The sequence below is a fragment of the Methylotuvimicrobium sp. KM1 genome (assembly GCF_044788715.1).
In the GTDB taxonomy this organism is placed as follows: domain Bacteria; phylum Pseudomonadota; class Gammaproteobacteria; order Methylococcales; family Methylomonadaceae; genus Methylotuvimicrobium.
The window spans coordinates 476983-489745 of the sequence record NZ_CP173170.1 but is presented as its reverse complement, the minus strand read 5'-3'; the positions used below and the strand labels follow the sequence as shown (position 1 = coordinate 489745).

Sequence of the window (12763 nt, the reverse complement as noted above, 5' to 3'; positions counted from 1 at the left end):
ATATCCAAGCGCTATCAATCTGCTGCTTTCGACAACCGCTGATAACGGTTTTTAATAGATTCCAGACGCCTACGATTGGTTCCAAAGTCGGAATAACCGACACGCGATGCGGAACGCAAATGAATTTGCCGATTACCGGAATCGAGTCTGGCTTCGACGTCATCGGTAAAACGCAGCATCGGCGTTTTGAAAATCGCCCAGAGATAGTCGCCGGAAACACTTTTCAATTCGCCGCCTTCGCCGCTAATTGCCTGCTGCAGCTTTTGCCATGCTTCATCCACCGAAAGATCGCCGAAGGCTATCGGTTCGATATCGTCCTGCTCACTGTTCACACAGTTAGGCGAACCCGGGCAATTTTTCAAGTGACCGTCGACCAAGCCAGGCGCGCTTTCCGCCTGAGCATTTTTAATGAACCACGCAAAACATAGCATTATCAATATCTCCCGTTTAATCATCACTCCCCCATTTTGCCTTGATATAGTCACGCCGGACCGCAAAAATCCGGTCGAGCCTGTCGGCAATCAATAATTGGTTAAGTATAGCGCCTAGCCAACCCAACGGCATCGCGTAAAACATGATATCTTCTAAAACAACGCCTTGACCTTGTTCTGTCAGACGCACTTCATGGCTCCAGAATTTGAAAGGCCCGATTCGCTGTTGATAAATAAAATAATTCGGTTCATCGCAATGGCTAATTTCTGAAAGCCATGTCATCGGAAAGCCGAATACCGCCTTCATTCGATAAGCGATCAATAGACCGGCATAAATTCGATCCGGAACGTCGGACGTAATGCTCACGTTGAAAAATTCCGGCGTAATGTCATTCAGATGATGGGGCGACGAAAAAAAGTCCCACGCTTCCGAAAAAGAAAGCCTCAATGACTGACGTCGATAAAGGCGATATAGCTTCACGGTGTTTGTGTTTGTTCGGTATAAATCAACTGATCAACCGCAAAATCTAACTCCTTCGCTTGAGTAACCAATCGCTCGACAATCTCAGGGGCTAGTGTCGGAGTCCGCGATAAAATCCATAAATAATCGCGATCGGGACCCGCGATCATCGCATAACTATAGTTTTCCTTATCCAATGCAATGATGTTGTAACCGCCGTAAAACGGCCCGAAAAAAGAAACTTTCAGACGGCCGATATCCGGCCGGCCAACGAAATAAGCCTTGCCTTCGGCGCTATCCCATTCCTGGTATTCGGTATTGTAACCCTTGTTGATTACCTTAAGACCGCCATCTTCTCTCAAACTGTATTCGGCGGAAATATGGGTCAAACCTCTTTCAAACCGGTGATCGAGTCGAGCTATCTCATACCATTTTCCTAGATAGCGCTCGACTTCGAAATTGCCGACCGGCGTAATACCTTCCGGCAAATCGACGCATCCCGTTAAAAATAACAATCCGATTAATATGATACGTTTCATGGTTTTCCTGTGTTCAAACATTGAAATTTGAATAGTGTGTAGGACATCGCGTACCGTTTCACAAGCCTTACCGAGTTATAGAGCCTAAAAAAGGTACATGATGCGTACCTTACGACTTATTGACTATTTCCTTAATTTTTATTTTCGTGAAAAAATGCTTTTTATAGGCTTATCTTTACAGTAACGTTCATGAAGGCCCAGCAATCGCTCCGGCAAATGAAAGTGCGAGGGGCGGCTGGGTGCGGTCACTCGCCCGACAGGACCCAGCCCCTAAATTAGTAAGACTATTAACCATGACCGATGGGCTATGGAATTTAGGGGCTGGGTGAATACATCCATGTAGGCTCGACGGCGGCTCCCTGACGCCGACGCCTGTCGGTCGAGCAACCGCCCCCTCGTCGGAGCCCGCATTTGCTCTGCCGAGCTACGTTTATCAAAAAATTAGATAAAGAGTCCGAATCTACGAACTTTCACAGTAACGCCAATTTGCCGTTTCATTCAATCCCGCGAAACATCGCCTTGGCCTTTTCGCTCTCGAGCCGGTGATCGACGATCGGTTTCGGATAGTCGCAGACCTCAAATTTTTTATCCCAACGGTGAATAATACTCGGTGCGAACGGGCGTAATCCGGGTATCCATCGGTAAATATACTCACAATCCGCATCGAACTTCTGTTGTTGCAGCCAAGGATTGAAAATTCTGAAATACGGCTGGGCATCGCAACCGGTCGACGCGGCCCACTGCCAGTTACCGTTATTTACGCAGGGATCGTAATCGACCAAGTGCTGCGCGAAATAACGCTCGCCCCAGCGCCAGCTAATATGCAAATCCTTGACTAAAAAAGACGCGGTAATCATCCGCACACGGTTATGCATATAACCGGTTCGATTCAATTCGCGCATCCCGGCATCGACGATCGGAAAACCGGTTCTTCCCTCGGCCCAGGCATAAAACTGTACCTGATCATTTCGCCACGGCAATGCGTCGTATTTGCGCGCGAACGCATGCCCGAATACTTCGGGAAAATAGTAAGCGATGTGCGTAAAAAAATCGCGCCAGTAAAATTGACGCAGCAAGGGATGGCCGTCGCCCAGAACGCATTGTACGGCATAGAAAGCTTCGCGTATCGAAACGGTGCCGAATTTCAAATGCGCCGACAATAGGCTGGTCGAAGCCAAAGCCGGGTAATCCCGCAGGTTTTGATACTCTTTAAGGTTTTCCAGGGCATCGAATATTGCCAACGCCTGTCGACGCCCGCCCCGCACGTTCGGACCGTCATTCGTTTTGAGCGGCTCGTAGTCGTACAACGGGCATTCCGGCGGCGCGCAAAAACAGCCTTCAGCCAAAGTTTGCGGCAAGCCGACAGGAATCCTTCGCGCATTATTGTAGAAAGCGGTAAATACTTTATAAGCCGAGCCATCGCGTTTGAGGACCTGTTCCGGCTCGTTCAATAGCAAATCCGCGCATGAATACCATGCAATATCGAGCTCGATACAAACTTGCTGTAAGCGATAGTCGCGATGCCGACTGAACGGCGTGTAGTCACGGTTGACAAATACGGCCTCGATACCGCAAGCAAGCACCCAATCTTTTACTATTTTCTCGGGCTCGCCGCGCACAATAGTCAAATAGGCGCCGCGCTCTCGAAATTGCTCCCGTAAATCGTCCAGACTTTGTAGCATGAATTGCAGCGCCGGCTTACTTTGGTAAGGATGCTCATTAATCTGAGACGGATCGAAGATAAAGCAAGCTTGCACTTGTTCCGACAAGCGCAATGCTTCATTAAGAGCCGTGTTGTCATCGATACGCATGTCGCGGCGAACAATATAAAGTGATTTGTTATAGCAAGTCATCAGTTGGCAATATCATTTTCTACTTGCCAGTTTATCCTTAAATTTTTCGAATGCCAGTCTCGGACGATAATATATACTTCGAACTCAGTAACCCGAACCTCTTAAGCCAGCGAAACCATGAATACGACATCCACACACAACACTATTGATAGCTCCGAAACCCAGGGCAGCCAACCGTTACATGTCGTCATCGTCGGCGGTGGCTATGCAGGTTTGTCGGCCTTGATAACGCTGAGAAAAGCGTCTCCCGATGCACGCATTACGTTGATCGACCCGAAACCTTGGCACTTGATCATCACGAGACTACACGAAACCATACATAGACCTCTGGAAAGCATTCGCATTCCCTATAAGACATTGGCCGAACGTTTTCAATTTGACCATCGGCAATACGCCGTCGATATCAATGAAAACCGGCTAAAAGACTGGCAAGATCAACGGGCTATTAAGACCGACACGGAAATACTGCCCTTCGATTTTATGCTGATAACTACCGGAGCTTCTTCCGGTACGCCGCTTCGCCGGCCTAATTTTTATGACTTGACTGCATTGACACTGAATTCAGGGGCCGAAATTCTTGAACGCTTTGTTAGCAATGGGGGACCGGAAAAAACGATCAACCTAATTGGAGGCGGCCCGACCGGCATCCAATTCGCTTTTGAAATAGACCATGTCTTAAAAGCGATGCATGTCGAGTTTCGGCTAAATGTGTACGATGCACATGCAAAATTGCTGGGCCGATTTCCGCATGCATTCGGTGATTATGTCGAACAACGTATGATCGAAAAGCGTATCGCATTCATGCCGGAGTGGCATTTTGAAAGTAGCGCCGAACAAACGGCGTGTCTTGTACAGAAACAGGGAGAACGCCGTGAAATTTCGGATTCGCAACTCACCTTGCTGCTCACAGGGAAAAAACCGCAAACGCTATGGCATGCCAATAGTTCAGGACAAATTCGCTTAGACAAGGAAACTTTGACGCGGATATTTACCGCCGGCGATTGTTCGCATTACGACATGATGGGGTCGAACTCGATGACGGCTCAATCGGCTCTGCGTAAAGGACGGGCAGCAGCCAAAAACATTCTGTTGGAAGCCGGATTGACCCGTTTTTGTTTGCCTTACATGCACCGCGATATCGGCTATGTCTTAAGTCTTGGCCCCTCGGATGCTGTCGGCTGGGTCGGCACCCCCGGCAACATCGTCAAAGGCGTGCCGGCTTACTTAATCAAGGAGACGACCGAAATGCAATACGACCTATTGCTTTCCGGCGTGGATAGCTATATTGGTTAAATGAGTGGGATAACTGTTGTCTTATCTCGATAAAGTGGTAAGTTAATTTTTAAGCCACGGTTAAGATTGGCTTCAAAATAAAACAAAAATCAACCGGTGATTGCCCCATGAATAATCACGGATATCCAAAATCGGCGGTCGGATGAACAAGTTATCGACCTTCGAAATCAAATGCGTCATTTTTATAATCGCTCTGATTCCTTTTCTGCTGATGCTATGGAATGCCTTGACCGACTCGCTCGGGCCTAACCCGGTCGAAGCGCTGGCGAAAGAAAGCGGCATCTGGTCGTTAAGGTTTCTGCTGATTACGTTGGCGTTTACGCCGGCTAAGATGATTTTCAAACAACCCGGCCTGCAAAAATACAGGCGCGTCGTCGCTTTGTTCACTTTTTTTTATTGCTCGGTGCATTTTCTCATCTTTATCGGTTTCGAACATTCGTTCAGCTTTGCCCTTATTATTGAAGACCTCTACAACAGTCCCATTGTAATGGTGGGTTTATTGGCTTATCTACTGCTCGTCCCGTTGGCTGTTACATCAACCAATAGCATGATGAGAAAGCTCGGGAAAAACTGGAAAAAACTGCACAGCGCAGTCTATGTAATCGGCTTACTCGCTATTTTACATTTCGCCTTGACCGTAAAAGCCGATCTGACCCGACCTTTGTTTTACGGTTTCATTCTATTAGCATTGTTTGTCATCCGAGGCATCGTCAGGAACAACAAAAAAACTACCGCCAGTAAAACAGAAGCCGTTAAGGATTAACGATTGCCAAAGCGACCGCTTCCGCCACCTTGATACCGTCGACAGCCGCGGACAGAATGCCGCCGGCATAACCGGCGCCTTCTCCGGCAGGAAATAAACCCTGAGTATTCAGGCTTTGCAAGCACTCATCCCGTTTGATACGGATAGGCGAAGACGTTCTTGTTTCGACACCCGTCAATACCGCATCATGCATAGCAAAACCTTTGATTTGTTTGTCGAATGCCGGCAACGCTTCTTTGATCGCCTCGATCACAAAATCCGGCAGTGCCGAAGCCAAATCGCATAAATGCAACCCCGGCGTATAGGACGGCAATACCGAACCTAAACGGGTTGAAGGCCGGCCCGCCAAAAAATCGCCGACCAATTGCCCAGGCGCATCGTAATTACCGCCGCCTAATTCAAAAGCTTTTCGTTCCCATCGACGTTGAAACTCAATACCTGCCAAAGGGGTGCCGGGAAAATCGGCCGGAGCGACATCGACGACGATCGCGCTATTGGCGTTTCGTTCGTTGCGCGAATATTGGCTCATACCGTTGGTCACGACATGACCGGGCTCCGAGGTTGCCGCGACCACCGTACCGCCCGGGCACATGCAAAAACTATACACTGCGCGACCGTTACGGCAATGATGCACTAATTTGTAATCGGCCGCACCCAATAACGGATGTCCGGCCTGCGACCCGAAACGGCATTGATCGATCATCGATTGAGGATGTTCGATCCGAAAACCGATAGAAAACGGCTTGGCCTCGATATAGACACCCCGTCGATACAGCATGCCAAAAGTATCCCGCGCACTGTGACCAACCGCCAACACGACATGCTCGGTATCGATACGCTCACCTCCGGCAAGCACTACGCCCTTGACCTGACCATTGTCAATTTCGACATCCTCGACCCGGCTTTGAAAACGAATTTGACCGCCCAAGGCTTCAATCTCGGCGCGCATCGATTCAACCATTGAAACCAGCCTAAACGTACCGATATGAGGTTTATTAACATAGAGTATTTCAGGCGGCGCACCGGCCTTGACAAATTCGGTCAAAACTTTACGACCGCGATAGCCCGGGTCCTTGATTTGGCTATAGAGCTTACCGTCCGAAAAGGTACCGGCACCGCCTTCGCCGAACTGCACATTCGACTCCGGGTTAAAGTCTCGCTTACGCCACAACCCGAAAGTGTCGACAGTCCGCTCACGCACCGCTTTGCCTCGCTCCAGAATAATCGGACGAAATCCCATTTGCGCCAAAACCAAACCGGCAAACAAACCACAAGGCCCGGTACCGATGACAACCGGCTGTTTGGTCAGACCATCGGGCGCCTTCGCAACAAAGCGATAAGCCATATCCGGCGTCGGACGAACCTGCGGATCCTTGGCTAAACGTTGCATAATTTCCGCTTCTTTCGTGGTTTCGACATCCACCGAATAGATCAGCATGATTGCGCCACGCTTGCGGGCGTCATAACTGCGTTTAAATATCGTATATTTCAGTAGCTCGGAAGGTTTAATGACTAATTTTTCGATAATCGCGGTTTTTAGCTGGTCCGGTTGATGATCGAGTGGCAATTTTAGTTCGGTCAGTCGCAGCATGCTACTTCGGCAAGATGATTTAAAGCCGCGGATTATTTCATAAATATCATTTTCGCACTTGAAATTTCGAAGCGGTCGGAGCCAGTTTTGTTATGATTTTTTCGATAGATTTCTTATGCCGCTCAATACTCTCGCAAAATCTGAATTGCGCTACAGCCCGCCATAGATTTTGTTTCGGCTCGGAAACTTTAAAATAAACATTACCTGACAAATAGTCGGTAAAAAACCGCAAACCCAACTCGAATGGAATCAGCCGTATCGCCGGATAAAGATAGAAATAGTCGTGTTCGGTAAAAAACGCTCGCGTTTCGGCCAAGTAATGCGTTAACACCGCTTCGCAAATCGCCGTATCGAAATCGTCGGAACTTTCGATATGGCATAACGAACGGATGCAATCGCCTATGTCGTAATGGACCAGACCGGGCTTGACGGTATCTAAATCGATCAGACTGACAACCCGATGCGTATCGCGGTCGAACAAAAAGTTATTCAACTTAGGATCGCCATGAATCACGCGCTCGGCCAATACTCCTCTTAGTTTTGCCTCTTCCAACACTTCCGGCAACGCTTGCAGTCGATCGATAAAATCAGCGCAATACCGAACGTCTGCTGAATCTTGAATTGCCGTCTTTTGACGAACTTGTTGATATTGCCGTAAATAAGCCGGCGCGATATGAAAACCGGGCAAGGTATCGTGCAAACGATCGACACTCAAACCACTGGCTAAACGATGAAAATAGCCTAACGCAAACCCTGCTTGCTCCGCTTGCTTAATGTCTTCGACTGTTTCGAAACTAATCGTATTTTCGAGATATTGCAGCGCTCGCCAGATCTCGCCCCGCGCATCTTGATAATAAGCTTCTCCGGAAATTGTTTTGACGATGGCAGGAATACGCAGCTTAAGGTCGGATTCAGCTTGTTGCGTTATATAGTTATTAAGTTCGATCAAGTTGGTCACAATCAACTTAGGTTCGGCAAAAACCCGACGATTGATCCGTTGCAAAACAAAACGCCCGGATACCGTATCGATTAAAAAAGTATCGTTGATTAGGCCGTTACCCAACTCGCTGATTTGGATGATAACCGATTGCGTAAACCGAGACGCTATCTCATGCATGAGTCTTTACACTGAAAAAGGATAAATATTAGACGCTCTGAGTAGAACAAAATAAAAGAAATCGAACCAAAAAGGGTTATATCCAATCTTGGTTGATAGATATTTTTTCTGCTTTCGTAGTCACATAACACAGTTGCAGGTGAATAGTAATGGTGTTAATTTGCGGTTTAAAGCTAACGCCCTAAGCCGGAAACAAAGAGCTCTCAGCGAGCCCTCTAAATCGCTAAACTTAGTAGCCAGGAACACAAATTACTCCGCTACTTCAAAGCCTTGCGCTACACGATAAATCACTGGATCGTTTCCAAAATAACAAGCAACACGTGGTACCGACATGATCATTTTTATGAGAAGAATTCCGTCTGACACCAACAAATTTGAAATCAAATCATTCATCGAGCCGGCACTGAACGGAGGATTCTTTACAAAAAAAGGCTACATTAACACGATAAAAATATTACAAATAACAGACAGCACTCGTAACACCCATGAATATCACGGGCTAGTCAGAGTTGAGCCCGATTCGGCCGGAGCAAGAGTGATAAAAAAGCTCAACAAACAACCAATTAACGGAAAAATGATTATCGTGCGCGAATATTTTCACCGCTGCTGGCAAAACGATCCTCGGATCAGAAAAAACCATTCTGATATTGAATTTGCAGACCGAAGAAAAGGCGATAGGCGCCGCAAAACGCTGGAAGTCGCAGAAATGCCATTTGAACCGTAACCAACTTACGAAAGATTTTCGGCAATTGAGCCAGGAGCTATCATTTTTGCTCGCGGCTCAATAACTCCTCTAACAGACTCTGCAATGCTTCCCTTTGTTTATCGATGTGGAAACGATGCGAAACGACGATACTTATTAACGAATTCAGTGCGCGTTCGAATACATCATTGACAATCATATAATCGTATTCGCCGTAATGGCTCATTTCCGTCACCGCATCGCGCATGCGCCGAGCAATTGTTTCCTCGCTATCCTGTCCTCGATTACGCAAGCGCTGCTCCAATACGCTAACCGAAGGAGGTAAAATAAAAATAGCAATACAATCCGGCAGTATTTTTTTAATTTGTTGCGCCCCTTGCCAATCGATTTCGAGTATCACATCAACCCCTTGATCAAGGCTGTCCTCAACAGTCTGCCGAGCGGTTCCATAATAGTTATCGAATACCTGAGCATGTTCAAGAAATGCCTGCTCGGAAAGCATTGTCTTAAATTCATCGACCGAAACAAAAAAATAATCCTGCCCGTCGACTTCTCCGGGACGTTGTTGCCTCGTCGTATGGGAAATCGAAACGGTCAGTTTGTCGAGCTCCTCCGTTAACTGTTTAACCAAACTGGTTTTACCAGCTCCAGAAGGTGCGGAAATGATATAGAGATTGCCGGTTGTCATGACTCAAAGTATGTTAAATGAAGGGAGTGCATTCAACTGAGCATTATATGTTGTTCACTCTTTCTATGGAAACTTAGGAAAAAACTCACGATAATTTCAACCAACACTATATAAAAAGCACCCAAGCAAAAGATAACATTAAAAAAAACGACTTAATAACAGTAGGTCTGTTACAATGCCGCTAATTCCGGCGCACTTCAGTCTGCGCCGCACCTCGCGGTCACCTCCCCGGTACACTTCGATTTTCTTCACTTTATGCGAATCCCGCCTAGACTGACCCAGGGCATTCCCGGGTAGGCCATTCCAGGAGCATTTTCCAATATGTTATTTTCCGAACTCGGCCTAGCCGCCGAATTAGTCCGTGCTGTCTCAGAACAAGGCTACAGCACGCCAACACCTGTTCAACGTCAAGCGATACCCGCAATTCTCAACGGTCGTGATGTTCTGGCCGGCGCACAAACCGGTACCGGCAAAACCGCAGGTTTCACATTACCCTTGCTGCACCTGCTGCACACCCAAAAACCCAAAAGTAATCGACGTGCGGTAAGAGCACTGATCCTAACGCCTACTCGCGAACTCGCCGCTCAAGTCGCCGAAAGTGTCGATACTTACGGAAAATATTTACCGTTAAAATCGGCGGTAATCTTCGGCGGCCTCAGCATCAACCCGCAAATCGCGCAATTACGGCGTGGCGTGGATATTCTAATCGCGACGCCGGGACGTCTGCTCGATCATATCGCACAGAAAACCGTTGATTTATCGCAATTGGAAATACTGGTGCTCGACGAAGCCGACCGCATGCTCGACATGGGCTTTATTCGCGACATCCGAAAAATCCTAGCATTACTCCCGCCGAACGGTCACGACGGCCGACAAAACCTACTCTTTTCAGCAACGTTCTCCGATGAAATCCGTCAACTTGCTAACGGGTTGCTGCATAAACCCGAGCAAATCGAAGTCGCGAGGCGTAACACAACCGTCGAAACCGTAGCTCAAACGGTCCATCCGGTCGACCGCAATCGCAAACAAGAACTCTTGTCGCATTTAATCGGCAGCCAGGACTGGCGTCAGGTATTGGTCTTCACGCGTACCAAACACGGCGCCAACAAACTCGCCGAAAAACTCGAACGCGACGGAATCGGTTCGGCCGCAATTCACGGCAATAAAAGTCAAGCCGCGCGCACAAAAGCATTAGCCGACTTCAAAAGCGGCGCGGTACGTGCCTTGGTAGCAACCGACATCGCGGCGCGCGGGTTGGATATCGATCAATTACCGCATGTCGTAAATTACGAACTCCCCAACATACCGGAAGATTATGTCCATCGTATCGGACGTACAGGTCGAGCGGGCAATGCCGGAGAAGCCATATCGCTTGTCTGTATCGACGAACATAATTTTCTGCGCGACATCGAACGATTGATCAAACGCGACATTAACAAAATCGAAATCGACGGCTTCCAACCAGACCCGACTATCAAACCCGAACCGGTCTTCAAGCAACGCCAGCAACGTTCGCCGCGCACCGGAAATGATGCCAGAAATAACGGTCAACGCAACAACGGCAAGCCGAGCGAGCGCCAAGCAGCGAAGCCTGCTCGTAGTAAACCGCGCCGCGGTAACGGCGCGAATTCCGGCTCAGGCCGGCCGCAACAAGGACGCTCAGGCCAAAGGCGCCTCAGTGCTTAACACCATTCGTTAAAAAATGGGGCTACCCACTTAAGCCGGGACGGTTTGAGCCTTGTTCGCTGAGCGGCGTCGAAGCGAACAAGGCAATTGGCTTCGACTCCGCTCAGCCAGCAGTTCGATTAATCCGCTTAACGAAAAGTCAATCTGTCCCGTTTAAAATGGGAGACCAAAAATGGGAGTGCCGACTCTGACTGCGGACATGTATACTCCGCGTATCATAGAGGAGCTCCCACAATTCACCGAAAATCGGTGCTGACAATTCAGATTCCAACACTCCGTCATATTTTTGACAGGCAAACCCGATTCCGTTGAACAACAAAGTTGCAGAACATTGACGTTAACTGTTAAAAAGGACCTCAAAAGACTCTTTACTACTTAGGAGTCGCTGAAAAAACGGGCCCAAAAGGAACAAACAATGGCTGTAACAGATACTCCCGATAACGAAAAAATTCCACTCTACAAACCTAACCAACTCCCCCGCCGAAAAAAACGCTCGGCAAAAAAAGCAAAGGCGCAACGGGTACTCAATAAATATACCTTGATCGCAAGCGGCATCGGCTTTATTCCCGGCCCCCTAGCCGGCCAAATTGCAGTCGGCAGCTTACTGGCAAAACTAATGGACGACCTCTGCAAAATCTACGGCCTGTCATTTTCCGATCATCAAATCAAAATCACCGTCACAGCGATACTCGGGGGTGCCCATTATGATTGGATCAGCCATTATCTAATCAAATATGTTAGAGGCTATACCCCCCTTTCCGCATCAACCGGATCGCTGTTATTACGCCCGGCCGTTTCGGGCTTGCTCGTCTATTACATCGGCAAGCTCTTTCTGTTGCATCTAGAATCCGGCGCCTGGGTTAGAGTCAAGGAAAAAGGTTTCACTCCATAAAAAGCATTCACCACGAAAATAATCATGAAGAATAATATTTTAATTCAATAGATTGCCATTCGTTTGTGTAGAGCTTTAGCTCACCCGAAAGATTAGCAGGACTATTTAGGTAATCTCATAAAATACTTCATTAACTTCATGTGCTTCATGGTTAAACTTGCGAAACTACCCGCCCAAACGCGCGGCGTGACGCTCGCGGTTTTCGCTACGAAGCTGTTCGCTCTTGCGCAGCAATACATAAACGGCCGCGATGCCGCCGTGTTGTTTCAGTGCGGTGTGGCCGGCTTGTACTTGCTCCATTTCCGGCAACCATTGCGCCAAATAGCTTTTCAATGTGGCATCGGTGTTTCGTCCGCGTCCGAAAACGAGCAATACGCTACGAATATTGCAGTCTTGACATTCGTGCACGAATTGCAGTAATTCGTCCCGGGCTTCGGAAGGGGTTTTACGGAACAGATTCAGCGTTGCTTCCAACGGATATTTGCCGAGTCTAAGATTTTTATAGACACCGGTTTGTATGCCGTCCCGCTTGTAAGTTATCCACGCATCGGCAGCCAGCGGTTTTCTGAGGACCAGCGATAGCGGGCCATCAATATCTTCTTTCGAATACTGCGCTTGTTGCCGGCGGTATTGCTGGCCGGGGGTAACCGTACTTCCGCTTTTTGTTGTCGTCTTGCCGGGTGTTCTCAGCGGAACCACATCGGCCATCTCCCGAAAAAACAGATCGATTTCTTGCTCGGACATTGC

General features: G+C 48.1%; 13 protein-coding genes. 5 read left to right on the top strand and 8 right to left on the bottom strand.

Translation table 11 applies throughout. The features are described from left to right. Positions 1-14 precede the first annotated feature (14 nt). The 4 genes from ACINK7_RS02270 to ACINK7_RS02255 form a co-directional block, all read right to left on the bottom strand. A complete protein-coding gene (locus ACINK7_RS02270; protein WP_404359616.1) occupies positions 15-431 on the bottom strand; it encodes a DUF1499 domain-containing protein in 417 nt (138 codons plus the stop codon). 16 nt (positions 432-447) lie between these two features. Next, a complete protein-coding gene (locus tag ACINK7_RS02265; RefSeq protein ID WP_404359615.1) occupies positions 448-798 on the bottom strand; it encodes a hypothetical protein in 351 nt (116 codons plus the stop codon). 110 nt (positions 799-908) lie between these two features. Then, entirely contained in the window at positions 909-1430 is a 522-nt protein-coding gene (locus ACINK7_RS02260; protein WP_404359614.1) for a lipocalin family protein, read from the bottom strand. 494 nt (positions 1431-1924) lie between these two features. After that, positions 1925-3283, bottom strand: coding sequence for a cryptochrome/photolyase family protein (locus ACINK7_RS02255; protein WP_404359613.1), 1359 nt, complete (start codon positions 3281-3283; stop codon positions 1925-1927). A gap of 117 nt (positions 3284-3400) precedes the next feature. Between ACINK7_RS02255 and ACINK7_RS02250 the strand changes: the two genes are divergently transcribed. Then, positions 3401-4576 (top strand): NAD(P)/FAD-dependent oxidoreductase, encoded by a 1176-nt coding sequence (locus tag ACINK7_RS02250; RefSeq protein ID WP_404359612.1) that lies wholly within the window; start codon positions 3401-3403, stop codon positions 4574-4576. A gap of 142 nt (positions 4577-4718) precedes the next feature. Beyond that, positions 4719-5339 (top strand): sulfite oxidase heme-binding subunit YedZ, encoded by a 621-nt coding sequence (locus tag ACINK7_RS02245; RefSeq protein ID WP_404359611.1) that lies wholly within the window; start codon positions 4719-4721, stop codon positions 5337-5339. Here the strand turns inward: ACINK7_RS02245 and ACINK7_RS02240 are convergent. After that, positions 5329-6930 carry an NAD(P)/FAD-dependent oxidoreductase gene (locus ACINK7_RS02240; RefSeq protein ID WP_404359610.1) on the bottom strand — a complete coding sequence of 534 codons (1602 nt, stop codon included), beginning with the start codon at positions 6928-6930 and terminating at the stop codon, positions 5329-5331. The genes ACINK7_RS02245 and ACINK7_RS02240 overlap by 11 nt on opposite strands. 46 nt (positions 6931-6976) lie before the next feature. After that, complete coding sequence (locus ACINK7_RS02235) at positions 6977-8047, bottom strand: phosphotransferase enzyme family protein (protein WP_404359609.1); 1071 nt, start codon at positions 8045-8047, stop codon at positions 6977-6979. Between the two features lie 331 nt (positions 8048-8378). On the opposite strand from ACINK7_RS02235, the gene ACINK7_RS02230 reads away from it, so the two are divergent. Further along, positions 8379-8771 carry a hypothetical protein gene (locus ACINK7_RS02230; RefSeq protein ID WP_404359608.1) on the top strand — a complete coding sequence of 131 codons (393 nt, stop codon included), beginning with the start codon at positions 8379-8381 and terminating at the stop codon, positions 8769-8771. Between the two features lie 40 nt (positions 8772-8811). Here ACINK7_RS02230 and gmk read toward each other — a convergent pair whose 3' ends face one another. Beyond that, the gene (gmk, locus tag ACINK7_RS02225) at positions 8812-9438 is read right to left on the bottom strand and encodes a guanylate kinase (RefSeq protein ID WP_404359607.1); all 627 of its coding nucleotides are present in this window, start codon (positions 9436-9438) and stop codon (positions 8812-8814) included. A gap of 321 nt (positions 9439-9759) precedes the next feature. On the opposite strand from gmk, the gene ACINK7_RS02220 reads away from it, so the two are divergent. Next, positions 9760-11124, top strand: a complete 1365-nt coding sequence (locus tag ACINK7_RS02220) for a DEAD/DEAH box helicase (protein ID WP_404359606.1) — start codon at positions 9760-9762, stop codon at positions 11122-11124. A gap of 415 nt (positions 11125-11539) precedes the next feature. Then, entirely contained in the window at positions 11540-12016 is a 477-nt protein-coding gene (locus ACINK7_RS02215; protein ID WP_404359605.1) for a hypothetical protein, read from the top strand. 165 nt (positions 12017-12181) lie between these two features. On the opposite strand, the gene smrA is transcribed toward ACINK7_RS02215, so the two are convergent. Further along, positions 12182-12760, bottom strand: a complete 579-nt coding sequence (gene smrA / locus ACINK7_RS02210; RefSeq protein ID WP_404359604.1) for a DNA endonuclease SmrA — start codon at positions 12758-12760, stop codon at positions 12182-12184. Positions 12761-12763 lie beyond the last annotated feature (3 nt).

Coding starts and splice junctions, on each gene's coding strand:
- ACINK7_RS02270 (WP_404359616.1), bottom strand. CDS start 431: ATGCTATGTTTTGCGTGGTTCATTAAAAATGCTCAGGCGGAAAGCGCG.
- ACINK7_RS02260 (WP_404359614.1), bottom strand. CDS start 1,430: ATGAAACGTATCATATTAATCGGATTGTTATTTTTAACGGGATGCGTC.
- ACINK7_RS02255 (WP_404359613.1), bottom strand. CDS start 3,283: ATGACTTGCTATAACAAATCACTTTATATTGTTCGCCGCGACATGCGT.
- ACINK7_RS02250 (WP_404359612.1), top strand. CDS start 3,401: ATGAATACGACATCCACACACAACACTATTGATAGCTCCGAAACCCAG.
- ACINK7_RS02245 (WP_404359611.1), top strand. CDS start 4,719: ATGAACAAGTTATCGACCTTCGAAATCAAATGCGTCATTTTTATAATC.
- ACINK7_RS02240 (WP_404359610.1), bottom strand. CDS start 6,930: ATGCTGCGACTGACCGAACTAAAATTGCCACTCGATCATCAACCGGAC.
- ACINK7_RS02235 (WP_404359609.1), bottom strand. CDS start 8,047: ATGCATGAGATAGCGTCTCGGTTTACGCAATCGGTTATCATCCAAATC.
- ACINK7_RS02230 (WP_404359608.1), top strand. CDS start 8,379: ATGATCATTTTTATGAGAAGAATTCCGTCTGACACCAACAAATTTGAA.
- gmk (WP_404359607.1), bottom strand. CDS start 9,438: ATGACAACCGGCAATCTCTATATCATTTCCGCACCTTCTGGAGCTGGT.
- ACINK7_RS02220 (WP_404359606.1), top strand. CDS start 9,760: ATGTTATTTTCCGAACTCGGCCTAGCCGCCGAATTAGTCCGTGCTGTC.
- ACINK7_RS02215 (WP_404359605.1), top strand. CDS start 11,540: ATGGCTGTAACAGATACTCCCGATAACGAAAAAATTCCACTCTACAAA.
- smrA (WP_404359604.1), bottom strand. CDS start 12,760: ATGTCCGAGCAAGAAATCGATCTGTTTTTTCGGGAGATGGCCGATGTG.